The following is a 23,868-nucleotide window of genomic DNA, read 5'->3' as shown; positions in this document are numbered from 1 at the left end:
TTTAACGCAGACTTCACATTGTCCGCTCACAAAAACCGGATGCCGCGGACCCGTTTCTGCCCCCGGCCGGCGGCCTCGCGCTCGACGATGCCCGTCACGACATCCGCCGCGTCGTGCCATCGGTTGGCGCGAAACTTCCGGCGGTAGGTCGTCAGGTGGGCGTAGAGTTCGGGCCAGCGGAGGTTCCAGCCGCGGGGAAAACGCACGAGGTGGAGCGCCGTGGCCGAATTGGAGAGGATGCGCGCCTCCTTGTTGCCGCTCTGGTGGAACCACTCGACGCGCACGCCCGGCGCAAGTGCCTGCACGGCCCGGGCGAAACCGCGGCCGCCGTTGTTGCTCTCGATGGCGGCCTGCCGCGTGTCCGAGCGCACGAGCATCTCCCCCACCAGCGGCTCGGTCGCCTCCATCGGCTCGCGCGAATAGACCGCGTCGGTAATGTAAATCACCCCGTCGGCATCGACCGCATAGGAGAGCGAACAGAGGTAGTCGTCGCCCGTGTCGGCGGTGTCGGTGTAGTTGGCGCGGCGGACGATCTCGTGTGGCAGACAGTCGTACTCGGCGAAATTCAGCCCGTACAACAGCCCCTCGCGGGCCGACGGACGCCCCTGATACATCGCCTCGAATTGCAGCGGGTCCAGCCGCCGCTTGGCCTCCAGCAGCGCAGCGCCGTGCTGCCGCTCCCACAACGCCTCGCCCGGCTGGCGGGGGTCGACCTCCGTGGGCGGCGCGGTTTTCAGAGCCTCGAAATTGAGGTGCAGCCACCGGTCGGCAGGCAGCGTGTCGAGCTGCGACCACGCGCGCAGCTCCTCGACCGGCTCGCGGACCGCGAGGGCGCCGATCAGGTCCTCCTCGTGCCAGCGGGTGAAGACCACCAGCTCGCGCGAGGCGTTGTGCATGCGGGTCCGCACGACGGAGGTGTACCACTCCCAGCAGTTGGCGCGGACGAGCGGCGAATTAGCTTCAAGCGCGTCTTTATATAAATCGTCCAAGACAAAGCAGTCCACGCGGTTACCCGTCAGCGACCCTTCGCGGCCGACGGAGAGCAGACCGCCCCGGCGGCCGATGATCTCGACCTCGTCGGCCGTGCGGATGTAGCCGGGCGGTTTCGCCCCCCGCTTGATGGAGGTGTCCGGAAAAAAGGCCGCGTATTCCTGCGATTCGAGGATGCGCTGCACGCGGCGGTTGAACTTCGAGGCCAGCGTCCCCGAGTAGGAGGCGATCGCCACCCGGCAGTCGGGGTCGAGTCCCAGCACGTAGGCCGGGAGCAGGGTCGTGGCCCCGACGCTCTTGCCGTGCTGGGGCGGCATGGTGACGATCAGCCGCCGGACGCGCCCCGCGGCAAAGGCCTCCAGCACCCGGTAATAGGCCCGGTGGAAGGGTTCGAGCTCGAGAAAGGGATAGACCCCGAGGGCGAAATCGGCGAAGGACGGGGGCGCGGCCGGCGGCGCGTCGTCCGGAAGCACCAGCCCCTCGGGAAACGGCGAGCCGCCGGAAAACAGCGGAAAGCCCGCAAATACGGCATCGCACGCGGGAGCATCCGGAGAGGCGTTCCCGCCGGTTACGAAAACCTCTGCGGAGGAGCGCTCCGCAGAGGTCGGTTCGGTTGGTTTGAGCATTTTACTGAAATTTTTTGAAAAACCCATGCGCGGCGCCGCGGCGGGCAGGTTTTTTGTCGGGGTGCGCTCCGGCGGCAGCGCCGTGCCGGGGAAGGAGGGCCGGAGCGCGGCGGCAGGTCAGAGGAGCGCGCGCACCTCGGAAAACGAGAAGTCGTTCAGCGCTTCGCCGTCGCTGCGGACGGTGTGAAACTCCCACCAGACGGGAACCAGGTCCGCAATCGCGTCCCGGTCGCCCTCGGGGAGCCGCTCGCGCCGCCGGTAGACGATCACCGAGGCCGTGAGCCGGCACTCCATATCGCCGAAAGGAAACGTGAGCGAGCCTGAAAAGTAACTTCCCCCGCCGATGGCCTCCGCAAGACGCGCGGCCACTTCAAGGTAAAGTTCCGATGAAACCGAATACATCATTGATAATTAATCGTTTTTTCGCAAAAGAGTTTGCAGAAGAGAATAAATTGTTTAACTTTGCAGAACAAAGATAAGTTCAAAATTTGAATTTTCTGCAATAAAGTTCAAATATTTTATATAAATAATTCCGATAACAAAGCGATGAACGAACGGGTAAAACTGATACGCAAGCAGCTCGGCATGACACAAGAGCAACTGGCACAACGACTTGGAATCGGCAAAGCGGCGCTGTCGATGATCGAAACCGGCAAGGCGGGGCTTTCGGCGCGCAACCGCAACATATTGGTTCAGGAATTGAACGTCAATCCCGACTGGCTCGAAACCGGCAAGGGCAACATGTTCAACGCCGAACCCGATCTGACGGCCTACATGCACCGCACGGACAACTCGCTGCCGCTGCAAAGCGTCCCCCTCTACTCGATCGAGGGCACGGCGGGCCTGGTCCCGCTGTTCACCGACCAGGCGCAGAGCAAGCCCGTCAACTTCATCCACATTCCCAACCTCCCGAAATGCGACGGGGCGATCTATATCGTCGGCGACTCGATGTACCCGCTGCTCAAGAGCGGCGACATCGTGCTGTACAAGCAGCTGCGCGACATAAACGACATCTTCTGGGGCGACATGTACCTGCTGTCGATCGACATCGACGGCGAGGAGTACGTGACGGTGAAGTACATTCAGAAATCAGACCGCGCAGGCTACGTGAAGCTCGTGAGCCAGAACCAGCACCACGCCGACAAGGACGTGGAGATCTCGCGCATCCGCGCCATCGCGCTCGTGAAGGCGAGCATCAGGATGAACTCGATCCGTTAGCAGAAACAGCGGAGGCAGACCGAAGGGGCGAAAAAACGCAATCGGACAAAGCTGCGCAAATAAAATCCGGTTTTGGGTAACCAATTCCGGATTTTTTATTATCTTTGCAAAGATCGAATTGGTTTGCCAATTTCGACCATGTCAAACTCCAGGCTGCGGCCCGCCGTTCCGGAATACAACGAATGCAACAATTATAACTATGAAAACCAATTACGAAATCCGCTATGCGGCGCATCCCGAGGATGCGAAAAGCTACGACACGGCGCGTCTGCGCCGCGATTTCCTGATCGAAAAGGTATTCACGGCCGACGAGGTCAACATGGTCTACTCGATGTACGACCGCATGGTCGTCGGAGGCGCCATGCCTGTCGCCGAGACGCTCCGCCTCGAAGCCATCGACCCGCTGAAGGCTCCGTTCTTCCTCACGCGCCGCGAAATGGGCATCTACAACGTCGGAGGCCCCGGCGTGGTGAAGGCCGGCGACGCCGTGTTCGAACTCGGCTACAAGGAGGCCCTCTACCTCGGTTCGGGCGACCGCGAGGTGACCTTCGCGAGCGAGGACGCCGGGAATCCCGCCAAATTCTATTTCAACTCGCTGACCGCACACCGCAACTACCCCGACAAGAAGGTCACCAAAGCCGACGCCGTGGTGGCCCACATGGGTTCGCTCGAAGGGTCGAACGACCGCAACATCAACAAGATGCTCGTGAACCAGGTGCTGCCGACCTGCCAGTTGCAGATGGGCATGACCGAGCTGCTGCCCGGAAGCGTGTGGAACACGATGCCCGCACACGTGCACTCGCGCCGCATGGAGGCCTATTTCTATTTCGAAGTGCCCGAGGACCAGGCCGTGTGCCACTTCATGGGCGAAGTCGACGAGACGCGCCACATCTGGATGAAGGGCGATCAGGCCGTGCTCTCGCCCGAATGGTCGATCCACAGCGCCGCAGCCACGCACAACTACACCTTCATCTGGGGCATGGGCGGCGAGAACCTCGACTACGGCGACCAGGATTTTTCGAAAATAACGGACCTGAAATAATTCATAATTCAAAATTCATAATTCAAAATTATGGTAAACTTTTCACTGGAAGGTAAGGTCGCGCTCGTGACGGGCGCCTCTTACGGCATCGGATTCGCACTGGCAACGGCTTTCGCACGTCAGGGCGCAAAAATCGTCTTCAACGACATCAAACAGGAGCTGGTGGACAAAGGCCTGGCCGCCTACAAGGCCGAGGGCATCGAGGCCAAAGGCTACGTCTGCGACGTGACCAGCGAGGAGCAGGTGAACGCCATGGTGGCGCAGATCGAAAAAGAGGTCGGCATCGTGGACATCCTCGTCAACAACGCCGGCATCATCAAGCGCATCCCGATGGTCGAGATGACCGCCGCGGAGTTCCGCCAGGTGATCGACATCGACCTCAACGGCCCGTTCATCGTCTCGAAGGCCGTCATCCCCTCGATGATCAAGAAGGGCAAAGGCAAGATCATCAACATCTGCTCGATGATGTCGGAGCTGGGCCGCGAGACCGTCTCGGCCTACGCCGCAGCCAAAGGCGGACTGAAGATGCTGACCCGCAACATCGCTTCGGAGTACGGCGAATACAACATCCAGTGCAACGGCATCGGCCCGGGTTACATCGCGACGCCCCAGACCGCACCGCTGCGCGAGCGTCAGGCCGACGGATCGCGCCACCCGTTCGATTCGTTCATCGTGGCCAAGACCCCCGCGGCACGCTGGGGCACGCCCGAAGACCTGATGGGACCCGCCGTGTTCCTCGCATCGGACGCTTCGGATTTCGTCAACGGACACATCCTCTACGTCGACGGCGGCATTCTGGCCTACATCGGCAAGCAGCCGCAGTAGGTTCCGCACACCTCCGCATGAAACAGCCCCCGCTAACCGAAGCGGGGGCTGTTTTCGTTTTCAGGGCCGGCATGCCGCGCGTTTCAGGCCCAGAGGGCCTCCAGACGCCGGGCGACGACCTCGTCGGTGATGTAGTCGTCGTACTCCATATAACGGTCGACCATGCCGTTGGGCGTGAGTTCGATGATGCGGTTGGCGACCGTATTGACGAATTCGTGGTCGTGCGAACTCATCAGCACGTTGCCCTTGAAATTGATCAGCGAGTTGTTGAACGCCTGGATGGATTCGAGGTCGAGGTGGTTGGTCGGAGAGTCCAGCACGAGCGTATTGGGCTGCTGGATCATCATCTTCGCCACCATGCAGCGCACCTTCTCGCCGCCGGAGAGGACGCTGACCTTCTTGTAAATCTCCTCGCCGCTGAAGAGCATCTTGCCCAGATACCCCCTCAAATAGAGCTCCGAGGTGTCGGACGAGAACTGCGCCAGCCAGTCGACGATCGAGAGCTGGCTCTCGAACCAGGGGGCGTTGTTGAGCGGAAGGTAGGCGTAATTGATCGTCGTGCCCCACTCGACGACGCCCGAATCGGCCTTGTCGTCGCCGACCAGAATGTCGAACAGCGCCGACACGGCACGCGGATCGCGCGCCAGGAAGGCGATCTTGTCGCCCTTCTCGACCGTGAAGCTGACGTCGCTGAAAAGCCGTTCGCCGTTCACCGTCTTGCTCAACTCGTCGACCCCGAGGATCTTCGTGCCCGCCTCGCGTTCGGGCTGGAAGATGATGCCCGGGTATTTGCGCATCGAGGGCTTGATCTCCTCGATGTTGAGCCGTTCGAGCATCTTCCGGCGCGAAGTCGTCTGCTTCGACTTGGCGACGTTGGCGCTGAACCGCTGGATGAATTCCAGCAATTCCTTTTTCTTCTCCTCGGCCTTCTTGTTCTGGTTCTGCTGCTGGCGCAGGGCGAGCTGGCTCGATTCGTACCAGAAGCTGTAATTGCCCGAGAAAAGGTTGATGTCGCTGTAATCAATATCGACCGTATGCGTGCACACCGAATCGAGGAAGTGGCGGTCGTGCGAGACGACCAGCACCGTGTTTTCGTAATTCGACAGGTAGTTCTCCAGCCACGCGATCGTCGTCCGGTCGAGGTCGTTGGTCGGCTCGTCGAGCAGCAGGTTGTCGGGTTTGCCGAACAGGGCCTGCGCCAGCAGCACGCGCACCTTCTCCTTGGCGCTCAAATCGCGCATCAGCTGGCCGTGCAGGGCTTCCCGGACCCCGAGGCTGCTCAACAGGTTGGCGGCGTCGCTCTCGGCGTTCCAGCCCTGCATCTCCGCGAACCGCTCCTCCAGCTCCCCGGCCCGGAGACCGTCCTCCTCCGAAAAGTCGGGCTTGGCGTACAACGCCTCCTTCTCCTTCATCGTCTCCCACAGCGGCTGATGCCCCATCAGAACCGTGTCGAGGACCGTAAACCCGTCATAGGCGAAGTGGTCCTGCTTGAGCACCGACAGGCGTTCGCCCGGGCCGAAGGCCACGTTGCCCCGCGACGGGGTCACCTCGCCGCTGAGCACTTTGAGGAACGTGGACTTCCCCGCCCCGTTGGCCCCGATCACACCGTAGCAGTTGCCCGGGGTGAATTTGAGATTGATATCCTTGAAAAGAACCCGTTTTCCGTATTGTACCTCTAAATTCGAAACTGTAATCATCCTTAAAATCTGAATTTGAAACTGCAAAAGTAGCCCAAAAGAACGAGGAAACCGCACCGGAATGAAAAAAATCGGCCGGATCGCCGCTTTTCGGCCCGAAATCCCGGCGGCATGCGGAGCGCATCCGAAAGAACGGAGTCCGAAAAGGTTTTTCAGCGACGATCGCAACAAAAAGTTATCTTCTGAATTACAAGGAATTAGCGATCCGGGACGCAAAAAACCGACAGACACGGAACGGAAAACTAAAAAATCGCCCGAAAAAGTCCGATATGACAATTTATTTAATATATTTGCATAACGGACAGGATCGGTTCGGCATGGGCCGCGAACAAATTCGCCGTTTTGCCCCAATCAGTCACTGTATATTTGCGAAATCGTTGTTAACCCATAATCTGAAACCAAAATCATGGAACAATCAAAAGTGCGGGAGTTGCAGGACGTCGTGATCCGCTTTTCGGGCGATTCGGGCGACGGCATGCAGCTCACGGGCACGCTCTTTTCCGACACTTCGGCGCTGTTGGGAAACGGCATCTCGACCTTCCCCGACTACCCCGCCGAAATCCGCGCCCCGCAGGGAACCGTTGCGGGCGTTTCGGGCTTCCAGGTCCATTTCGGCGACCACCGCGAGCTGAATCCCGGTGACTACTGCGATGTGCTGGTGGCGATGAACCCCGCGGCGCTCAAGGCCAACCGAAAGTGGCTCAAGCCGGGCGCGACGGTCATCCTCGACGGCGATTCGATCACCGAAGAACATCTCAAGAAGGCGGGATTCGCAACCCTCGATCCGCTGGCAGAACTCAAGCTCGACGAATACAACGTCGTCGTTCCCGACATCACCTCCATGACGCGCGAGGCGCTGAAAGAGACCGGACTCGACAACAAGGCCGTCGTCAAGTGCAAGAACATGTTCGCACTGGGCATCTGCTTCTGGCTGTTCGACCGTCCGGAGGATTACGCACTCAAATACCTCGACGGGAAATTCGCCAAGAAAAATCCCGCCGTGGCCCAGGCCAACAAGCTGGCCATAGCGGCAGGCTATAACTACGCCGCAAACACCCACCAGTTCGCCAACAACTACACCGTGGCCCCGGCTCCCCGCGAAAAGGGCACCTACCGGTCGATCAACGGCAACGTCGCCACGGCGTGGGGACTCTGCGCCGCGGCCGAGAAGGCGGGCCTGCCGCTCTTCTGCGGTTCGTACCCGATCACCCCGGCCACGGTGATCCTCGAAGAACTGGCCAAACGCAAGGACCTCGGGGTGAAGACCGTGCAGGCCGAGGACGAGATAGCCGGCATCTGCACGGCCATCGGCGCGGCCTTCGCGGGCAATTTCGCCGTGACGACCACCTCGGGACCCGGACTGTCGCTCAAGAGCGAGGCGCTGGGACTGGCGGTGATGACCGAACTGCCGCTGGTCGTGGTGGACGTACAGCGCGGAGGACCCTCGACGGGCCTGCCGACGAAAACCGAGCAGAGCGACCTCCAACAGGCGCTTTACGGCCGTAACGGCGAGTGCCCGGTGATCGTCGTGGCGGCATCGTCGCCCAGCGACTGCTTCCACTACGCCTTCGAAGCCGGACGCCTGGCCATGGAGCACATGACGCCCGTGATCCTGCTGACCGACGGATTCATCGCCAACGGCTCCGAGCCGTGGCGGATTCCCGAGATGAAGGACTACCCCGCCATTCAGCCCCCGATCGTGGACAAGGCTCCCGAAGGAGGGTTCATGCCCTATGTGCGCAACGAAAAACTGGCCCGCGGCTGGGCGTTCCCCGGCAAAGTGGGTCTGGAGCACCGCGTGGGCGGACTGGAGAAGGACTGCGTGAAGGGCTGCATCTCGCACGACCCGGCCAACCACCAGAAGATGACCGACACCCGCGCGGCGAAGGTGGCCAAAGTCGCCGACGACATTCCCGCACAGGCCGTCTGGGGCGATGCGGAAGGCGACCTGCTGGTCGTAGGCTGGGGCGGCACGCGCGGCCACCTGCAAAACGCCGTGGACGAAATGCGCCGCGAGGGCAAAAAGGTCTCGCTGTGCCATTTCAACTACATCAACCCGCTGCCGAAGGGGGTGCGCGACATCTTCGCGAAGTTCCGCAGGATCGTCGTCTGCGAGCTGAACGAAGGACAGTTCGCGGCCTATCTGCGCCAGAACTTCCAGGAGTTCCCCTACGAACAGTACAACAAGTGCGAGGGACTGCCCTTCACGGTCGCAGAACTTAAACAGAAATTCGAATCCTTACTGAAGTAACCATGGCAGACTACAAATACACCCCTGCGGATTTCAAGAGCGACCAGGAGGTACGCTGGTGTCCCGGATGCGGCGACCACGCGATTTTGAGCGCCGTGCAGCGCGCGCTGCCCGAAATCGCCGACGCGCTCGACACGCCCCACAACCTGTTCACGTTCGTGTCGGGCATCGGATGCTCGTCGCGGTTCATCTACTACATGAAGACCTACGGGTTCCACTCCGTGCACGGGCGCGCCAACGCCGTGGCGACGGGCGTCAAGACGGCCAACCCGCGCCTCTCGGTGTGGGTCACCACCGGCGACGGCGACTCGCTGGCCATCGGCGGCAACCACTTCATCCACGCCATCCGCCGCAACGTGGACCTCAACGTCATCCTGTTCAACAACGAGATTTACGGCCTCACGAAGGGCCAGTACTCCCCCACTTCGAAGCTGGGCAAGATCACCAAGACCTCGCCCTACGGAACGGTCGAGAAGCCGTTCAACCCCGGCGAACTGGTCATCGGCGCCAAGGGCACGTTCTTCGCCCGCACGATCGACATGGAGGTCGCCCTCTCGAAGGAGTGCATGATCGCCGCGGCCAGACATACGGGCATGTCGGTGATCGAAGCGTTGCAGAACTGCGTGATTTTCAACGATAAGACCCATGCCGACTTCGCAGCCGACAAGGCCACGCGCGCCGAACGCACGGTGACGCTGCGCCACGGAGAGAAGATGCTCTTCGGCGCCAACAACGAAAAGGGCATCGTGTTCGAGAACATGAAACTCAAGGTGGTGACCGTGGGCCAGGACGGCTACACGCTGGACGACGTGCTGACGCACGACGCCCACGAGCGCGACACCACGCTGCACTCGATGCTGGCGGCGATGAAATACCCCGACTACCCGGTAGCGCTGGGCGTAATCCGCTCGGTCGAGGACGACTCGGTCTACGACCGCGCCGTGGAGAAGCAGGTCGAGGAGGTCAAAGCCGCGAGCAAAATTCACTGCGTGGACGACCTGCTCCGCTCGGGAGCCACCTGGGAGGTGGAATAGCCCCGCAGCCGGGAAGCCGGCATCCGGACAACGAAACGGCGGACCCTTTCCCGGGGTCCGCCGTTCGTTTCGGCAGGAGAGAGGGGTTTCGGCAGGAGAGAGGGGTTTCGGCAGGAGGGAGGGGTTTCGGCAGGTGGAAGCCCCCCGCAACCGGGAATCAATAGACATTGGCCGATTTGCGGACGATATTCTCCAGCAGGCGCTGCATATTGGCGATCACCGGACTGCCAGCCATGCCGTATGCCGCACCCTGCCGCTTCATCTGCGTCCGTTGTCGAGCGTCGTGGCGGCATAGATCATCGCCCGGTTCCCGGGTTTGGCAATCAGCACCCCTCCAGCCAGCCCGATGTCCCAATGGCTGATGTTCTCGGCCGAGGCCCAGATGTCGGAGAAACCCTTCAGCGACGGGCTTCCGGAAGCGTTCCGAAGAGCTTCGGGATGTTTTTTCGAAAAAAGTTCAATTCCAGAGCCGATTTTTCGGGCCGAAAATTGTGGAAATAAAAAAATCCGATTATCTTTGCACCCACAACAAGGGGGATTAGCTCAGCTGGCTAGAGCGCTTGCATGGCATGCAAGAGGTCACGAGTTCGAATCTCGTATTCTCCACCATAAAAACGGGACCATCTTTCGATGGTCCCGTTTTTCAGTGTATGTTTCCGCCCGTATCGGCCGCATCCGGCATAAACGACACAAAAGCATCCGTGCCGGCCTCCACCCGCAACATTAGCGATAATTCAGCGGAAAAACCACGGCGGCAGCCAAAAACGACAAAACGAAATATCCGGCCGTCCGCAAGGGACGGCCGGATATGCGCAACGCTGCCGGAAGGCGTTATTTGTCCCGGAAAAAAGCCGCGACGAAAGGCGCTTCGAGCAGGTAATCGGCGCATTCGCGGACGCTGCGCACGATGTCGTTGTAGCTCGAACCTTCGATCTCGACGATGATGTTCTCCACGCCGGCTTCCCGCGCGTTGGCGAAGATGGCGTCGAAGCCCACCATGCCGCTCTGGCCGATCTCACGACGATCCTTGATGTGCAGGAGCCGGAAACGCCCCGGATACTTCTTGAAGTAGTCCACCGGGCTGGCCTTGCCCATCACGGTCCAGTAGACGTCCATTTCGAACAGCACCTTGTCGGGATCGGTGTTTTCGAGCATGTAGTCCAGCATGACCTTATCCTCGATCTTCTCGAACTCGCGCGAGTGGTTGTGGTAGCCGAACTTCATGCCGGCGGCCGCACAGCGCGCACCCACCTCGTTGAAATAGCGGCAGTAGGTCTGCAAATCCTTGAGCGTCGAAATCTTACGCATCGAGGGGACCACGATATATTCCGCACCGGCGGCCTTGTGCGCCGCGATGCACTCGTCCCACCAAGCGAGGGCCTTCGAGAAATCGCCGCTCGCCAGCTCCTCGTCGGAGAGGTTGAGCGTGCAGTGCGTGGAAATCACCCGCATACCGGCATCCTCGACATCCTTGCGGAATTGCTCGGGAGTCTGCCCGTAGAGCATTCCGTCCTTGTAGCTGGCGGCCTCGACCGAAGTGTAGCCCATGTCGGCGAGCTGTTTCAGGACGGGTTTGTAATCGCCCTGGCTCTTGCCGAAAACCCCGATCAGGCTGCGCACCGAATAGAGCTGGATACCGATGTCCTTCTTCGGGGCCTTCTTCGCTTTGGCGGATGCTCCGCCGGGGAGCATCGCCAGAGCGAGGAGGACGCAGATGACTGCGAATAGCCTGTTTCTCATCGTAAGAAGCCCTTAATCGAGAATCTTGACACGGATATTGCGGAACCAGACGTCGTCGCCGTGGTCCTGAAGGCCGATGTAGCCTTCGTGGTTCTCACCGCCGCAGTTGTTCAGCAACTCGAACGCCAGGGGCCACTTCTCGGAGCTGAACTTGCTGTTCTCCAGCATCTCGGTCCACTGGGGAGTCCACAGGTGGTACTCCACGACGTTCTTGTCGTTCTGGCCGTGTACGACCGTGCCTTTGTAAACCATGATCTTGGCCTTGTTCCACTCGCCGAAGGGATTCTGGTTCTGCGGAACGGCGGGGATCATGTCGTAGAGCGACGCCGACTGGCGGTTGCCGTCGACACCCAGCTTGGCATCGGGATGGTTGGTGTTGTCGAGCACCTGATACTCGGGGCACGAGATGTAGATCGGCTCGTACTTGGTCTTGCCGTCCTTCTGGGTCGTAACCTCCTGGGCCAGGTAGAAGATGCCCGAGTTGCCGCCCTTCGAAACCTTCCACTCCATCTCCAGCTCGAAGTTCTTGAACTTCTTGGCGAAGATCAGGTCGCCGCCCTCGCCCGTCTGGGCCTCGCCGCCGCCCGAGCCGTTGAACTTGATGGCGCCATCCTCCACCGTCCAGCGCGAAGGAGCCTTGTCCTTGCCGTAGCCGCGCCAGCCGTTGAGCGTCTTGCCGTCGAAAATCACGTAGTAACCGTCCTTGTCCTGCGGGAACGAGGCGAGGTCCACCTGTGCGTTGTCGACAACGGTGTATTCGGGAACGGCTTTCTTGGCGGTTTTGGCATCGGCCGTTTCAGCCGTCTTGGCCTTGCCGCCGGGGCCGCCGCACGAAACCAGCGATGCGGTCAGAGCCGCGCATACCGAGAATAAAAGGGTCTTTTTCATATTCTTTCTGTTTTTTAAAGTTTTACGGACAGGTTAGTTAATCAGCGCGGCATGGCGGGAAGCGCCCAGCCGTCGCGGTAGGTGTGTTTGATCAGCTCCTGGGCGAACTGCTGTGCGTTCACGGGATCGGTCCAGGTCTTGTCGAAGGTCGGGTGTCCGTCCTTGATGTGGAAGCCGTCCTTGATGACCGTCTTGATCATGGCGTCGTCCGGGATGTTCGTGAAACGCATGTTCGGACCGTCCCACTCCAACACCTGATTGAGGCCCTGGAGGCGGACTGCCAGCACGCCCATAACGACCATTTCGTTGAACGGTCCGGCTTCGCTGAAGTCCGATGCCGAAAGCACGCGGTCGTCGGCGTCCTCCTTGCAGGCGCGCACCCAGTCCATCTGGTGCGACTCGGTGATCTCGCGCAGCACCTTCGGAGCCTCGGGAACACGGCCCGAAACCAGATAGGGGTCCTTGCCGTAGCAGCCGCAGATCAGCGTGTCCTTCGTACCGTAGAAGATGGCGGCGCCGCCGCTCACGTTCAGGTTCTTGCCGGCGGGAAGCCCTGCGGGACGCTCCGGCATCAGACCGCCGTCGTACCAGTGCACCTCGACTTCGGGCATGGCCACCTTCGGCATGTTGTCGCGGGCCGGGAAGATGAACTTCACGCGCTGTGCCGAGGGAGCGGACTCGTTCAGCAGCAGCGTCGAGCTGCCCTCCACCTTGGTCGGATAGCCCAGTTTCAGCCCCTTGAACACAGGGTGCAGGATATGGCAGGCCATGTCGCCCAGCGCACCCGTACCGAAATCCCACCATCCGCGGAAGTTCCACGGCGTATAGGCGGCGTTGTAGGGACGATAGGGAGCCGGACCGATGAAGGCGTCCCAGTTCATCGTCTTGGGGATGCGCATATCCTCCTCGGGACGCGCCAGGCCCTGCGGCCAGATGGGACGGTCGGTGAAGGTGTCCACGCGGCGCACCTCGCCGATCTCGCCGTTCCAGATCCATTCGCAGACCTTGCGCACGCCTTCGGCCGATGCGCCCTGGTTGCCCATCTGCGTGGCCACCTTGTACTTGTCGGCCAGCTTGGTCAGCAGGCGCGACTCGTAGACGGTGTGGGTCAGCGGTTTTTCGCAATATACGTGCTTGCCGGCGGTGATGGCGTCGGCGGCGATGATGGCGTGCGTGTGGTCCGCCGTAGCGACCATCACGGCATCGGCCGACTTGAGCATCTCGTCGTACATCTTGCGGTAGTCGTTGAACTTCTTGGCCGCAGGATAACGTTTGAAAATGTGGTCGGCGTATTTCCAGTCGACATCGCACAGGCCGATGATGTTCTGGCTCTCCAGGCCCTTCAGCACCGAAGCGCCGCGTCCGCCGACGCCGACGCCCAGGATGTTGAGTTTGTCGCTGGGGGCCGTGTAGCCGAATTTCTTACCCAGAACCGTGCTGGGTACGACCGCTAAACCGATCGCGGCAGCCGCTCCCTGCTTCAGGAACGTTCTTCTTGACATTTCTTTTGCCATCGTTTCGAGGTTTAATTTGAGTTAGTATTGAGGTTATTTGATGTTCTTTTCGATGTTGTCGACCTCGTCCTTGAAGATCTTGTAGCCTTTGCCGAGGCCCTTCATCAATTCCGGGATCTTCGTGCCGCCGAACAGCAGCAGCACGACAAGCGCGATGATGACGATTTGTCCCACGCCGATAAATAACAGATGATTCATAGTTCAGGTAGTTTTAGGGTTATGCGATTGTCATGCGTGTTTGCGCAGCAGGCCGTAGCCGTCCTTCATCGTGCGGCGGCGTTCGCGGATCTGCCGCAGGGTCTCCAGTTCCCCGATGGCCGGGAGGTCGTGCTCCCGCGCGTCGCACAGGAACCGCCAGGCGTACTCCGAGGCCAGCGCCGCGTCGCGGAACTCCGGGAGCGCCTCGCTGCGGCGGCCCGTCTCGATCGACTCGGCGAAGAGCTTGCAAAGGGTGTCGATGTTCTTGCCCCCGTAGGGCTGGATGAGGCGGTGGGTCTGCGTCACGCCGTGCAGCTCGACGATCGCCGTCTTGAAATCGTGCGTCATGCGTGCGATGCCCTTCGTGCCGATGATGTCCACATAGGAATTATGGGTCTGGGTCTGGGCCAGCTGGCCGTAGACATGCCCCTGGGTGATGTCGAACACCACGCCGTTCTCGAACGTGCCGTGGCATTGCAGCCACCAGGGGTCCTTGTAGTTCCACATCCGCACGGCCTGGGCATTCCAGGTCTTGAATTCCGACTGGGCATACCAGCGTGCGATGTCCACGTAGTGCATGCCGCAGTCGTGGAACGCGGGGCCTTCGTATTCGTGGCCCTCGCCCGGAGCCAGTCCCGGAGTCATGTGGCAGACCCGGATGATGGCCAGTTCGCCGATCTCGCCCTGGGCGATGAAATCTTTGATCGTATTGTGATACCAGGAGTTGCGCAGGTAGAGGTTCACCGTCGAGAACAAGGGCGTGTTCTCGGCCAGCTCGACGGCCTGCCATTCGTTTTCGATACTGTCGGAAATGGGTTTTTCAGCGATGACGTGCTTGCCCGCGGCGAAAGCCCGCTCGATCTGCGATTTGCGCGAGTCGGCCAGAGCGAACAGCCCCACGACCTGCACTTCGGGATCGTCGAAAATAACCTGTTCGTCATCCACAACCTTCGCCCCGGGGGCCAGCTTGCGCGCCAGGTCCCGCGATTCGGCGCAGACGTCGCAGATGTACGCAACGTCCCACCTGCCGCTTTTCTGCATCTCGTCGAGGTAGAAACCTCCCATTCTGCCGAAGCCGATAAGGCCAACTTTTACAGGATTCATCGTGTAGTCAATAAGGTCGGTTAAAAGTTAGGTTCAGCGCCGCGCCTCCCGTTTCCGAAGGAAAATACCGGCAGGCGCACCACCTCGATTACAAAATTAGCCCGAATAACCTTCGGTTTGAAAACTGAAGCGGAAAATGTAGAACCCAATTCGAACCATATCTCTAATTAACAATATATTACATTCTGAAACAACCCGAAAAATGTAGACGATCTGGAATGGTCAGACGTCCGTTTTATGGGCCGTTCCGATCTTCATAACCATCTTTTCGAACTCCTCGCGCGAGATGGCCGCCTTGTTGCGCACCTTGGTCCGGTAGTTATAGACGGTCGAAAGCGAACAGCGCAGGAACGAAGCGATCTTCACGCTGTCGGTGATGCCCAGACGCAGCAGGGCGTAAATCCGCAGCTCCTTGTTCAGCAGGTCCTCCTGCTTGAGCACGATCCGCTCGTCCTCGGTCAGCAGGGCGTTGAAGTCCTCGACGAACGACGGATAGAGGTTCAGGAAGATGGCGTCGAAATTCTTGTAGAGTTCGTCCTGCTCGTCCTCGAGCATCGAGGTCGATTTGAGCCGTCTGTTGAGTTCGTCGAACTTCCGGTCCTGGGCCAGCTTCTTGAGCGACTTGCGGTAATCGTCCATTTTGTCGATGTACATGGAGCAAAGGTCGAAGAACCGCGCGATGTACTGCACCTTGACGGCATTGGAGTCCGACAGCTGCTCGTTCTTCTCGCCCAGCTCCTCGTTGAGCCGGGCCAGCTTCGCATTGGTCTGCGAAAGCTCCTCCTTGATGCGGTAGACCCTGCGAAGCTGCTTGTACAGGTAGACGAACAGCAGCACCAGCACCGCCGACAGCACGCTGATCAGCACCAGATAATGTTGCAGCTTGTGTTTGGTGCGGGACTCTTTGGCCTGGTGCGAGGCAATGATGATCGAGTAAAGTTCCGACATCTGGACCGTGCGGAACTGCACGTTGGAGAAAAGCGCGTCCTCGACGGCCGCCTGCGTGTAGCGGAACGCACGGAAAAGATCGTCGTGACGGTAATAAAGCGTCGCGAGCGCCTGGAAGGCGGCGTTCTCCTTCGTGGAGTTCCGGATGTCGGTCATCGCCGACAGCATGTAGTACTTCCGCGCCAGCCAGTCGTCCCCGCGGCGGCGGTAGAAACTGCCCACCGAATAGGCGCACTCGGCGTAGAGCTGCGAATCGGGTTCGAGGCTGTTCAGAAACCCGAGCAGCCGGACCTCCATTTCGTGCGACTGGTTGCGGCGGCTCATCTGGTAGAGCCGGTCGAGCTTGTAACGCACCGAAACCGTGTCGGCAAACATGATCACCGAATCCTGATAGCGTTCCTCCAGCTCGCGGAAGTGTCTCTGTCCGCTGAAAGCCACGTATTGCTGGTAGAAACGGTTGTAAGCCTTGTAATAGGTCGCCAGCATGTCGCGGGGCACCGACCGGCGGTCGATCGAGTCCAGCATCCGCTTCGCCTCGATGGACATGCCCGTCGACGAGTAGAGTTCCGCCAGGCGGATTCCCGAAAGACAGCCCTTGCGGCGGTCGCCCAGACGGCGCGCCAGCAGGACATTGCGCTCCATGTAGCGGATGGCCGAGTCGAGTTTGTACTTGTGGAATTCGCCGAACAGCCTGTCGTTGATCTCGTACTCCTGGGCGGGAGTCAGGCCGCTCACGCTCAACAGATGCCGCAGTTCGGCGATACGCTGCTCCTTCTGGCAGTCGTAAACCTGCCGGTTGGCGATCATGTGGTCCAGTTTGTCCGACAGCGACTGCGTTTCGTTCCGCTCGCAGGCGGACGACACGACCGCTACGGCGCAGAGCAGCAGCAGGGTTCGCAGCAGGTATGTGGGTTTCAGCAGTTTCATGGTCGGGGCCGGCCGCCGCAGGAAGCGTCCGCGAACAGGGCAAAAGTACAACTTTTTGCCGAATGCCGGCTTTCTTTTTAATCTTTCCTATTTGTTTGACGCCGCAAAGACATATCACGCGTCGCAAACCGAAACGAAGAGACGCCCCGGATTCCGGTTCGGATTTCAGAGCGAAAATCTCCTTTTCACGGTTCAAGGTACAAAAAATCGCCGACATACGGAACAGAACGGGCAAAAAAAAGAATCCCCGGCGACAGAATCGCCGGAGATTCGGGCGGAAATCCGCCGGAGGGAGGCACGGCACAGGATGCGTCCCGGGCCGTAATTCGCAGGCAATGAGCGTTGAAAGCTACCCGAGCTTCATCACGTCGTCGATGCCCATATCCTTATAGGTGCTTGCCAGCTCCTCGCTGCGGTCCGAAATAACCAGCAGCTTGTCGCCCAGCTTGAGTTCCGTCTTCCCCTGCGGCACGAAGTACTCCCCGTCGCGGCAGACCATCATCACCAGCGTATTCTCGGGCAGGGTGATGTCCTTGAGCGTATGGCCGCTGGCGAGCAGGTTCTCGTTGACCTCGACCTCCGTCAGCGCCGACTTCATCTCCTCGTGCATCTCGACGTTGAAGGCCGATTCGCGCTCCTCGTAGGCCAGCCCCAGCAGATTGGCCATGCCGCTCACGGTCGTGCCCTGCACCAGAAGCGAGATGATCGTCGAGAGGAAGACCACGTTGAACAGCAGCTCGGCGTGCTCGACGCCCGCCATCATCGGGTAGATGGCGAACAGGATCGGCACGGCGCCGCGCAGACCCACCCACGAAACGTAGAGACGCGCCTTGGTCGTGAAGCGCCGGAACGGCAGCAGGCAGGCGAAAACCGTGACGGGACGCGCCACGAGGATCATAAACGCGCCGACCGCACCGCCGAGGATCAGCACCTCGGGACGCAGCAGTTCGTCGCTGTTGACGAAAAGCCCCAGCGTGAGGAACATCACGATCTGCATGAGCCACGTGAAACCGTCGAAGAAGACCGTCAGCGAGCGTTTCTGCGCCAGCTTATGGTTGCCCACGACCAGACCCGCGAGGTAAACCGCCAGGTAGCCGTTGCCCTTGACGAGGTCCGTGAAGGCGAAGGCGAAGAAGATGAAGGCCAGCAGCAGCACCGAGTAGAGCGAGTGGTTGGCCAGGTTGATCTTGTTGATCGTCCACACGGCCAGCCGCCCGATCAGGTAACCCGAAAGCGTGCCGACGACCAGCTGCACCACGAAATAGAGGGCGCTCATGCCCAGACCGCCCCCGCCCTGGGAGTTGGTGACCACGCCGATCAGCAGGATCGTAAGCATGTAGGCCATCGGGTCGTTCGAGCCGCTCTCCAGCTCCAGCAGCGGACGGAGATGCTGTTTGAGGCCCTGCTTCTTGCTTCGCAGGATCGAGAAGACCGACGCCGAATCGGTCGAGGACATCGTGGCGGCCAGCAGCAGCGCCAGCGCGAAGGAGATCTCCAGATCGAGCCACGGAGCGACGAGCCAGACGAAGCCCGCCAGCACCATGGCCGTCATAACCACTCCCACCGTGGCCAGCACGACGCCCGGCCCGATGATCGGCTTTATCTCCTGGAAGGAGGTGTCCATACCGCCCGTGAAGAGGATGATGCACAGCGCGATCATACCGACGAACTGCGTCATTTCGACCGAGCGGAACGAAATGAAATTCAGCCCGAACAACATGCCGACCCCCAGAAAGAGCAGCAACGCGGGGGCGCCGAAGCGGTAAGCGACCTTGCCGGCCATCACCGCCACGAAGAGCAGCAACGCACCGACCAATACTACATTTTCACCACTGATGTCTATCATCTGTCCAATCTGTTTTTTCGTATCCAAAATTCAGCGGGCGCAGTTCCGGTCCCGGAGCGCAGCGACAAACCCTACGCCTCGCAAGCCTCCTCTTTCAGCGGGCTGATCTGCAACCGGGTCAGCGGCCGGTATTCCAGGTCCGCGTACTCGAAGGCCTGCATGGCGGCGAAGCGGTTGTCGGGCGTACGGTACATGGCCACGGAGACCGCCGGAACACGCGCATGGGGCATTGCCAGCAGCCGTTCCACATTGCCTTCCGCCACGAGGGCCACCACATCGCGGCTCTGGGAACGCTCGAAGTAGAGTTCGTCGTAGCGCAGGTAACTGCGTCCGGCACGGTAGTAGGGCGCGCCCTCGGCGCTGAAAAAGCGCGCCGCGAGCGTGATCATCCCCGCCAGGGCCAGCGAACCGCCGATGAACACCGCCGACGAGCGGAGGTTGTTGGTCATCGAGGCTCCGTAAACGTGATTCAGAACCAGTATCGCCACGCCGGCCGCAAGCAGCGCGGCAGGCAGTACGAGAGATTTGCGGCGGCGCACCACAACCTCCCCGGGCAAGGCGTACATCGCCTCGCAAATTTTAATCTTATCCATATCTCTTTCATTATCAGACGTTCGTATTTCAGGCAAACAGAACGGCGAACCGTTCGGGAAATACCGCACGCTAAATAATGAGCCGCCGCAGCCGGTAGACATAGTAATCCACGGCATGCGGTCCGGCGGAGAGATCGGAGGTTCGGAACGCAGCGGTTAACTTGGCAACTCCCGTACCGCAGCCCCACGAAGCGGCGCCGCGCACGACGGCGCGTTCGGCCGGAACTTGCCGGTCGCCGTAACGGAACGAAGGCTGCGCCGGGCAGGATTCCGCCTCCCGGAGCACACGGGGTTGGTGGTTCAGGTCCGAATTGTACGTACGCTCGCACTGCCACTCGTCGGCGTGCATATCGCCCGCCGAGAAGGCCGCAGAGGGCGCCTGCTGCCGGATGCACGCACCGTCGCCGCCCTCCGGAAAGAGCAGGCACGCCGTGAAGGCCAGCACGATGAAAAGCAGTTTACGCATCTAACGGTTCGGAAAATTACGTCGGCTACAAAGTTACGTTTTTTTCGGATAAATCCGCGGCCGAAGCCGAAATTATCCATAAAAAAAGCCGATTTTCCCGACACAGAGCCGCCCCAAAAAGGCCTTCTTTTTGCCGGGAAACGTCTTCCGCGGCTTCCGACCGCGGTCGACTGCCGGCCAACAAGCGGTAAAATTCCGAACGGACAACGCTCGAGATGCCCCGTCAGATCGGATTGGATATGCCCCAGGATGTGCGGCAGGCAGGCCGCAATCATCGGAAATCATTGGGGAATGAAGATATAAGTGATGGTTCCCGTCTGACGGGCGGGCGCCGAGTTGTCGATATTGAACAACGAATTGCGGGCGGCGCGCAGGGCCGACTCGCGCATGCAGTCGTCGCCGCCCTCGGTGACGCGCGCGCCGGTCACCTTGCCCGCACGGTCCACCGTGACCGAAACCGTCACGTCGCCCCCGCCCTCGCACAGATAGGCCGGGACCTCCAGATAACGCGACGTACGCACGGGATCGGTAATCGAAAACGACACCGTGACGCGCCCCTTGACCTTGCGGTCCTGACGTTCCGCGCCGTCCTCCTTCCCGCGGCGTTCGCGGATGGCCCGCTCCTCGGCAAGCCCCTGCTCGTAGGCCTCGCGGTTGGCCCGCATCCGCGCCTCGGCCTCGGCCGCCGCCTCGTTCAGCGCCGCAGCGTTGGTCCCGCGGTCGTCGCGGAGCTTCTCGTTCAGGGCGTTTTCGTTCGACGCCTGGTTGCGGATGCTCCGCCAGTCGATCTCCTCCTGCCGCTGGCGCTCGCGCACCTCGCGCTCCAGGCGGTCGCGCTCCTGCTCCATTTCGGCCAGCGTCTGAAGGTCGATATACATGCCCTGCTGGTGCGTGCGCCGGCCCACGACGATCTTCGACGAGACGAAGACGATCATCAGCGCCAGATAGGCGATCAACGTGACGCACAGGCCGATACGATGGTCGTAGGTCCACGACCCCATATCCTCCCTGCGGTTGTCGAAGGGCAGTTTGATACGCGGCCTGCGGGCGGGTTTCGGTTTGTCGTCACGGGGTGTTTCAGTCATTGCGGTGTATCGGAATTTTGAGCAAAAGTAGCGTTTTTTACCGAAAATTTCCTATCTTTGCGCGCAAATATATAGAAACACCGCTTATGTCAACCAAACAACAAACGCTGAAGGCGCCGATCTCATTCTCGGGAAAGGGCCTGCATACGGGCGTCAAAGTTACCATGACCGTGAATCCCGCCGAGGCCGGAACCGGAATCGTATTCCGCCGCACCGACCTCGAAGGACAACCCATAATTCCCGCCCTGTGCGACAACGTCGTAGACACTTCGCGCGGCACGACCGTCGAAGCCGGCGGCCACCGCGTGCACACCATCGAGCACATCATGTCGGCGCTCTGGACCCTCGGCGTGGATAACGCCGTGATCGACATCGACGCCCCCGAGACCCCCATCATGGACGGCTCGGCCCGCGAATACGCCCGGGCCATCACCGAAACCGGACTGGCGGACCAGGACGCCGAGCGGCAGTTCTACCACGTGACCGAAAAGATGGTCTACACGATCCCCGAGAAGGGCGTGGCGATCATCCTCTACCCCGACGACGAATTCTCCGTCTCGGTGCACGTGGACTACAATTCGAAGGTCATCGGCAACCAGTACGCCACCTTCAACCCCGGCGACGACTTCGCCCGAAAAATTTCGCCCTGCCGCACGTTCGTCTTCCTGCACGAGCTGGAGCCGCTGATCAACATGAACCTGATCAAGGGCGGCGACCTGGACAACGCCATCGTGGTGGTGGAAAACCCCGTGCCCGACGAACAGCTGGACAAGCTCAAGAAGGTCTTCAACAAGCCCGACATCGAGATCAAGGCGGGCTACCTCAATAACCTCGAACTGCGCTGCAACAACGAGCTGGCGCGCCACAAGCTGCTCGACCTGCTGGGCGACTTCGCGCTGCTGGGCGTACGGATCAAGGGCCGCGTCTGGGCCACCCGCCCGGGACACTTCGCCAACACGGAGTTTATGAAGCAGCTCAAGCAGACCATCCGCCGCGGAGGCGAGAAACCCCGCTACACCTACGACTGCCGCAAGCCGCCGCTCTACGACATCAACGACATCCGCCGCATGCTGCCCCACCGTCCGCCGTTCCTGCTGGTGGACCGCATTTTCCACTGCGATTCCTCGTCCGTGGCGGGCATCAAGAACGTGACGATGAACGAACCGTTCTTCGTGGGCCACTTCCCCGAGGAGCCGGTGATGCCGGGCGTGCTGATCGTCGAGGCCATGGCGCAGTGCAGCGGCATCATGGTCTTAAGCAACGTCCCCGACCCGGAGAACTACTCGACCTACTTTATGAAGATCGACGGCGTGAAATTCAAGCGCAAGGTCGTTCCGGGCGACACGCTGCAATTCGAAATCCACCTGCTGGAACCCATCCGCCGGGGCGTCGCCCTCGTGGAGGCCAAGGCGTTCGTCGGCGAGACGCTCGCCTGCGAGGCCGTGATGATGGCGCAGGTAGTCAAAAACAAAAAATAGAGGAAATGATCAGCAACCTGGCCTATATCCACCCCGACGCCAAACTCGGAGCCAACGTCACGGTGGAACCATTTGCCTATATCGCGGGCGACACGGTGATCGGCGACGACTGCTGGATCGGTCCCGGAGCCGTGATCCACGACGGGGCGCGCATCGGCAGGCGATGCCGCATCCACACCGCCGCTTCGGTCGCATGCCTTCCGCAGGACCTGAAATTCGCCGGCGAAATCACCACCTGCGAAATCGGCGACGACAACGACATCCGCGAGTACGTGACCATCAGCCGCGGAACCGCCTCGACCGGAACCACGCGCATCGGCTCGAAAAACCTGCTGATGGCCTACGTCCACATCGGGCACGACTGCATCATCGGCAGCAACTGCGTGATCGCCAACCGCGTGTCGCTCGCCGGCGAAGTGCACGTCGGCGACTGGGTGGTCATCGGCGGCCACGCCGCCGTCCACCAGTGGACCCACATCGGGGCGCACGCCATGGTGCAGGGCGGCGCGCTGCTGGGGCAGGACCTCCCGCCCTACGTCATCGTGCGCAACGACACGCTCCGTTTCGCGGGCATCAACAAGATCGGGCTTGCGCGCCGCGGCTTTTCGCACGAACGCATCGCCGAGATCCACGACGCCTGCCGCATCCTCTTCCAGAGCGGGCTGAACTACCTGAACGGCTGCGACGAGGTCGAAAAGCAGGTTCCGCAAAGTCCCGAGCGCGATACGCTCCTCGAATTCATCCGCACCTCGAAACGCGGCATCATCAAACCCTACGAATCGCGTTGCAAAGAGGAGTAAATTTTGCGTATAAATATTGATATATCGGAATTTTTCACTATATTTGCGGTGTCGAAAGACAGCGTGAAGGGTAAGGGGACGGGCAGTCCCCTTATTTCATACTTACACCGGACCGAAATTCAACGACTATGATAGAGACGAAAAAGATAATCGAAGCGGCGGAACGTCATTTGGAAGGCTCCGATATGTTCGTGGTGGAGTGCACCTCGACCCCGGGCAACGAAATCGAACTGACGATCGACAGCGACACGTCGGTCGGCATCGACGCCTGCGCGGAGTTGAGCCGCGCCGTCGAAGCGCAGTTCGACCGCGACGAGGAGGATTTTTCGCTGACGGTCATGTCGGCCGGCATCGGCTCGGAGCTGAAAAGCCTGCGCCAGTACCGCAAACTCGCCGGCAAATCGGCCGAGGTGCTGCTCACCAGCGGCGTGAAGATACTGGCCAAGCTGGAGGAGGTCACCGACGAAGGCATCACCCTCTCCTACGAGGAGAAGCAGGCCGTCGAGGGCAAAAAGAAGAAACAGTTGGTGAAAGTCACGCGCAGCTACCCCTTCGATCAGATCAAGTACACGAAGGAGTGGCTGGATTTCAAGTAACA

Annotated in this window: 22 protein-coding genes and 1 tRNA gene; 10 read left to right on the top strand and 13 right to left on the bottom strand. The window is 60.4% G+C overall.

Going from position 1 to position 23,868, the window contains the following annotated elements; all coding sequences use genetic code 11:
* Positions 1 to 26: 26 nt before the first annotated feature.
* Positions 27 to 1,616, bottom strand: coding sequence for a phage terminase large subunit (gene terL, locus NQ492_RS12910; RefSeq protein WP_015545774.1), 1,590 nt, complete (start codon positions 1,614 to 1,616; stop codon positions 27 to 29).
* 117 nt (positions 1,617 to 1,733) lie between these two features.
* A complete protein-coding gene (locus tag NQ492_RS12905) occupies positions 1,734 to 2,021 on the bottom strand; it encodes a hypothetical protein (protein ID WP_044053913.1) in 288 nt (95 codons plus the stop codon).
* Positions 2,022 to 2,162: 141 nt separating this feature from the next.
* Here NQ492_RS12905 and NQ492_RS12900 point away from each other — a divergent pair, with 141 nt between their 5' ends.
* From NQ492_RS12900 to NQ492_RS12890, 3 genes are all read left to right on the top strand, one after another.
* Entirely contained in the window at positions 2,163 to 2,834 is a 672-nt protein-coding gene (locus tag NQ492_RS12900) for an XRE family transcriptional regulator (protein WP_015545772.1), read from the top strand.
* A gap of 199 nt (positions 2,835 to 3,033) precedes the next feature.
* Positions 3,034 to 3,876 (top strand): 5-dehydro-4-deoxy-D-glucuronate isomerase, encoded by an 843-nt coding sequence (gene kduI / locus NQ492_RS12895; protein ID WP_015545771.1) that lies wholly within the window; start codon positions 3,034 to 3,036, stop codon positions 3,874 to 3,876.
* A gap of 30 nt (positions 3,877 to 3,906) precedes the next feature.
* Entirely contained in the window at positions 3,907 to 4,701 is a 795-nt protein-coding gene (locus NQ492_RS12890; RefSeq protein ID WP_015545770.1) for a gluconate 5-dehydrogenase, read from the top strand.
* Positions 4,702 to 4,784: 83 nt separating this feature from the next.
* On the opposite strand, the gene NQ492_RS12885 is transcribed toward NQ492_RS12890, so the two are convergent.
* Positions 4,785 to 6,398 carry an ABC-F family ATP-binding cassette domain-containing protein gene (locus tag NQ492_RS12885; protein ID WP_015545769.1) on the bottom strand — a complete coding sequence of 538 codons (1,614 nt, stop codon included), beginning with the start codon at positions 6,396 to 6,398 and terminating at the stop codon, positions 4,785 to 4,787.
* Between the two features lie 61 nt (positions 6,399 to 6,459).
* On the opposite strand from NQ492_RS12885, the gene NQ492_RS12880 reads away from it, so the two are divergent.
* From NQ492_RS12880 to NQ492_RS12865, 4 genes are all read left to right on the top strand, one after another.
* Positions 6,460 to 6,696 carry a hypothetical protein gene (locus tag NQ492_RS12880; RefSeq protein ID WP_147620213.1) on the top strand — a complete coding sequence of 79 codons (237 nt, stop codon included), beginning with the start codon at positions 6,460 to 6,462 and terminating at the stop codon, positions 6,694 to 6,696.
* Positions 6,697 to 6,804: 108 nt separating this feature from the next.
* Entirely contained in the window at positions 6,805 to 8,649 is a 1,845-nt protein-coding gene (locus NQ492_RS12875; protein ID WP_044053912.1) for a 2-oxoacid:acceptor oxidoreductase subunit alpha, read from the top strand.
* 2 nt (positions 8,650 to 8,651) lie between these two features.
* Positions 8,652 to 9,683 carry a 2-oxoacid:ferredoxin oxidoreductase subunit beta gene (locus NQ492_RS12870; protein ID WP_015545768.1) on the top strand — a complete coding sequence of 344 codons (1,032 nt, stop codon included), beginning with the start codon at positions 8,652 to 8,654 and terminating at the stop codon, positions 9,681 to 9,683.
* A gap of 532 nt (positions 9,684 to 10,215) precedes the next feature.
* Positions 10,216 to 10,292, top strand: a tRNA-Ala gene (locus NQ492_RS12865).
* Between the two features lie 222 nt (positions 10,293 to 10,514).
* Here NQ492_RS12865 and NQ492_RS12860 read toward each other — a convergent pair.
* The 10 genes from NQ492_RS12860 to NQ492_RS12815 all read right to left on the bottom strand — a co-directional run bounded on the left by NQ492_RS12860 (position 10,515) and on the right by NQ492_RS12815 (position 20,992).
* A complete protein-coding gene (locus NQ492_RS12860) occupies positions 10,515 to 11,423 on the bottom strand; it encodes a sugar phosphate isomerase/epimerase family protein (protein ID WP_044053911.1) in 909 nt (302 codons plus the stop codon).
* A 12-nt stretch (positions 11,424 to 11,435) separates the two neighbouring features.
* The gene (locus NQ492_RS12855) at positions 11,436 to 12,311 is read right to left on the bottom strand and encodes a 3-keto-disaccharide hydrolase (protein ID WP_015545765.1); all 876 of its coding nucleotides are present in this window, start codon (positions 12,309 to 12,311) and stop codon (positions 11,436 to 11,438) included.
* A gap of 41 nt (positions 12,312 to 12,352) precedes the next feature.
* On the bottom strand, positions 12,353 to 13,825 hold the full coding sequence (locus NQ492_RS12850; protein ID WP_171024694.1) for a Gfo/Idh/MocA family protein: 1,473 nt from the start codon (positions 13,823 to 13,825) through the stop codon (positions 12,353 to 12,355).
* 33 nt (positions 13,826 to 13,858) lie between these two features.
* A complete protein-coding gene (locus tag NQ492_RS12845; protein ID WP_015545763.1) occupies positions 13,859 to 14,023 on the bottom strand; it encodes a Sec-independent protein translocase subunit TatA/TatB in 165 nt (54 codons plus the stop codon).
* Positions 14,024 to 14,053: 30 nt separating this feature from the next.
* Positions 14,054 to 15,127 carry a Gfo/Idh/MocA family protein gene (locus NQ492_RS12840; RefSeq protein ID WP_044053910.1) on the bottom strand — a complete coding sequence of 358 codons (1,074 nt, stop codon included), beginning with the start codon at positions 15,125 to 15,127 and terminating at the stop codon, positions 14,054 to 14,056.
* A 222-nt stretch (positions 15,128 to 15,349) separates the two neighbouring features.
* Entirely contained in the window at positions 15,350 to 17,002 is a 1,653-nt protein-coding gene (locus NQ492_RS12835; RefSeq protein WP_015545761.1) for a DUF6377 domain-containing protein, read from the bottom strand.
* Positions 17,003 to 17,351: 349 nt separating this feature from the next.
* On the bottom strand, positions 17,352 to 18,848 hold the full coding sequence (locus NQ492_RS12830) for a potassium/proton antiporter (RefSeq protein ID WP_022061106.1): 1,497 nt from the start codon (positions 18,846 to 18,848) through the stop codon (positions 17,352 to 17,354).
* A gap of 71 nt (positions 18,849 to 18,919) precedes the next feature.
* Complete coding sequence (locus NQ492_RS12825; protein ID WP_172633797.1) at positions 18,920 to 19,441, bottom strand: hypothetical protein; 522 nt, start codon at positions 19,439 to 19,441, stop codon at positions 18,920 to 18,922.
* 70 nt (positions 19,442 to 19,511) lie between these two features.
* Positions 19,512 to 19,907 (bottom strand): hypothetical protein, encoded by a 396-nt coding sequence (locus NQ492_RS12820; protein ID WP_015545758.1) that lies wholly within the window; start codon positions 19,905 to 19,907, stop codon positions 19,512 to 19,514.
* A 281-nt stretch (positions 19,908 to 20,188) separates the two neighbouring features.
* Positions 20,189 to 20,992: a TonB family protein gene (locus tag NQ492_RS12815; RefSeq protein ID WP_015545757.1), complete on the bottom strand. Its 804-nt coding sequence runs from the start codon at positions 20,990 to 20,992 to the stop codon at positions 20,189 to 20,191.
* 86 nt (positions 20,993 to 21,078) lie between these two features.
* Between NQ492_RS12815 and NQ492_RS12810 the strand changes: the two genes are divergently transcribed.
* The 3 genes from NQ492_RS12810 to rimP all read left to right on the top strand — a co-directional run bounded on the left by NQ492_RS12810 (position 21,079) and on the right by rimP (position 23,866).
* Positions 21,079 to 22,470, top strand: a complete 1,392-nt coding sequence (locus tag NQ492_RS12810; RefSeq protein ID WP_015545756.1) for a bifunctional UDP-3-O-[3-hydroxymyristoyl] N-acetylglucosamine deacetylase/3-hydroxyacyl-ACP dehydratase — start codon at positions 21,079 to 21,081, stop codon at positions 22,468 to 22,470.
* Positions 22,471 to 22,475: 5 nt separating this feature from the next.
* Positions 22,476 to 23,270 carry an acyl-ACP--UDP-N-acetylglucosamine O-acyltransferase gene (gene lpxA / locus NQ492_RS12805; protein ID WP_015545755.1) on the top strand — a complete coding sequence of 265 codons (795 nt, stop codon included), beginning with the start codon at positions 22,476 to 22,478 and terminating at the stop codon, positions 23,268 to 23,270.
* A 128-nt stretch (positions 23,271 to 23,398) separates the two neighbouring features.
* Positions 23,399 to 23,866, top strand: a complete 468-nt coding sequence (gene rimP / locus NQ492_RS12800; protein ID WP_015545754.1) for a ribosome assembly cofactor RimP — start codon at positions 23,399 to 23,401, stop codon at positions 23,864 to 23,866.
* Positions 23,867 to 23,868 lie beyond the last annotated feature (2 nt).

This window comes from Alistipes shahii WAL 8301 (assembly GCF_025145845.1).
In the GTDB taxonomy this organism is placed as follows: Bacteria; Bacteroidota; Bacteroidia; order Bacteroidales; family Rikenellaceae; genus Alistipes; species Alistipes shahii.
The sequence above is the reverse complement of the archived record's forward strand: the minus strand, read 5'-3'. Positions and strand labels throughout refer to the sequence as shown.

Excerpts from the sequence above, each read along its gene's own strand:
- terL (WP_015545774.1), bottom strand. The coding sequence starts at position 1,616 with ATGCTCAAACCAACCGAACCGACCTCTGCGGAGCGCTCCTCCGCAGAG.
- NQ492_RS12905 (WP_044053913.1), bottom strand. The coding sequence starts at position 2,021 with ATGATGTATTCGGTTTCATCGGAACTTTACCTTGAAGTGGCCGCGCGT.
- NQ492_RS12900 (WP_015545772.1), top strand. The coding sequence starts at position 2,163 with ATGAACGAACGGGTAAAACTGATACGCAAGCAGCTCGGCATGACACAA.
- kduI (WP_015545771.1), top strand. The coding sequence starts at position 3,034 with ATGAAAACCAATTACGAAATCCGCTATGCGGCGCATCCCGAGGATGCG.
- NQ492_RS12890 (WP_015545770.1), top strand. The coding sequence starts at position 3,907 with ATGGTAAACTTTTCACTGGAAGGTAAGGTCGCGCTCGTGACGGGCGCC.
- NQ492_RS12885 (WP_015545769.1), bottom strand. The coding sequence starts at position 6,398 with ATGATTACAGTTTCGAATTTAGAGGTACAATACGGAAAACGGGTTCTT.
- NQ492_RS12880 (WP_147620213.1), top strand. The coding sequence starts at position 6,460 with ATGAAAAAAATCGGCCGGATCGCCGCTTTTCGGCCCGAAATCCCGGCG.
- NQ492_RS12875 (WP_044053912.1), top strand. The coding sequence starts at position 6,805 with ATGGAACAATCAAAAGTGCGGGAGTTGCAGGACGTCGTGATCCGCTTT.
- NQ492_RS12870 (WP_015545768.1), top strand. The coding sequence starts at position 8,652 with ATGGCAGACTACAAATACACCCCTGCGGATTTCAAGAGCGACCAGGAG.
- NQ492_RS12860 (WP_044053911.1), bottom strand. The coding sequence starts at position 11,423 with ATGAGAAACAGGCTATTCGCAGTCATCTGCGTCCTCCTCGCTCTGGCG.
- NQ492_RS12855 (WP_015545765.1), bottom strand. The coding sequence starts at position 12,311 with ATGAAAAAGACCCTTTTATTCTCGGTATGCGCGGCTCTGACCGCATCG.
- NQ492_RS12850 (WP_171024694.1), bottom strand. The coding sequence starts at position 13,825 with ATGGCAAAAGAAATGTCAAGAAGAACGTTCCTGAAGCAGGGAGCGGCT.
- NQ492_RS12845 (WP_015545763.1), bottom strand. The coding sequence starts at position 14,023 with ATGAATCATCTGTTATTTATCGGCGTGGGACAAATCGTCATCATCGCG.
- NQ492_RS12840 (WP_044053910.1), bottom strand. The coding sequence starts at position 15,127 with ATGAATCCTGTAAAAGTTGGCCTTATCGGCTTCGGCAGAATGGGAGGT.
- NQ492_RS12835 (WP_015545761.1), bottom strand. The coding sequence starts at position 17,002 with ATGAAACTGCTGAAACCCACATACCTGCTGCGAACCCTGCTGCTGCTC.
- NQ492_RS12830 (WP_022061106.1), bottom strand. The coding sequence starts at position 18,848 with ATGATAGACATCAGTGGTGAAAATGTAGTATTGGTCGGTGCGTTGCTG.
- NQ492_RS12825 (WP_172633797.1), bottom strand. The coding sequence starts at position 19,441 with ATGGATAAGATTAAAATTTGCGAGGCGATGTACGCCTTGCCCGGGGAG.
- NQ492_RS12820 (WP_015545758.1), bottom strand. The coding sequence starts at position 19,907 with ATGCGTAAACTGCTTTTCATCGTGCTGGCCTTCACGGCGTGCCTGCTC.
- NQ492_RS12815 (WP_015545757.1), bottom strand. The coding sequence starts at position 20,992 with ATGACTGAAACACCCCGTGACGACAAACCGAAACCCGCCCGCAGGCCG.
- NQ492_RS12810 (WP_015545756.1), top strand. The coding sequence starts at position 21,079 with ATGTCAACCAAACAACAAACGCTGAAGGCGCCGATCTCATTCTCGGGA.
- lpxA (WP_015545755.1), top strand. The coding sequence starts at position 22,476 with ATGATCAGCAACCTGGCCTATATCCACCCCGACGCCAAACTCGGAGCC.
- rimP (WP_015545754.1), top strand. The coding sequence starts at position 23,399 with ATGATAGAGACGAAAAAGATAATCGAAGCGGCGGAACGTCATTTGGAA.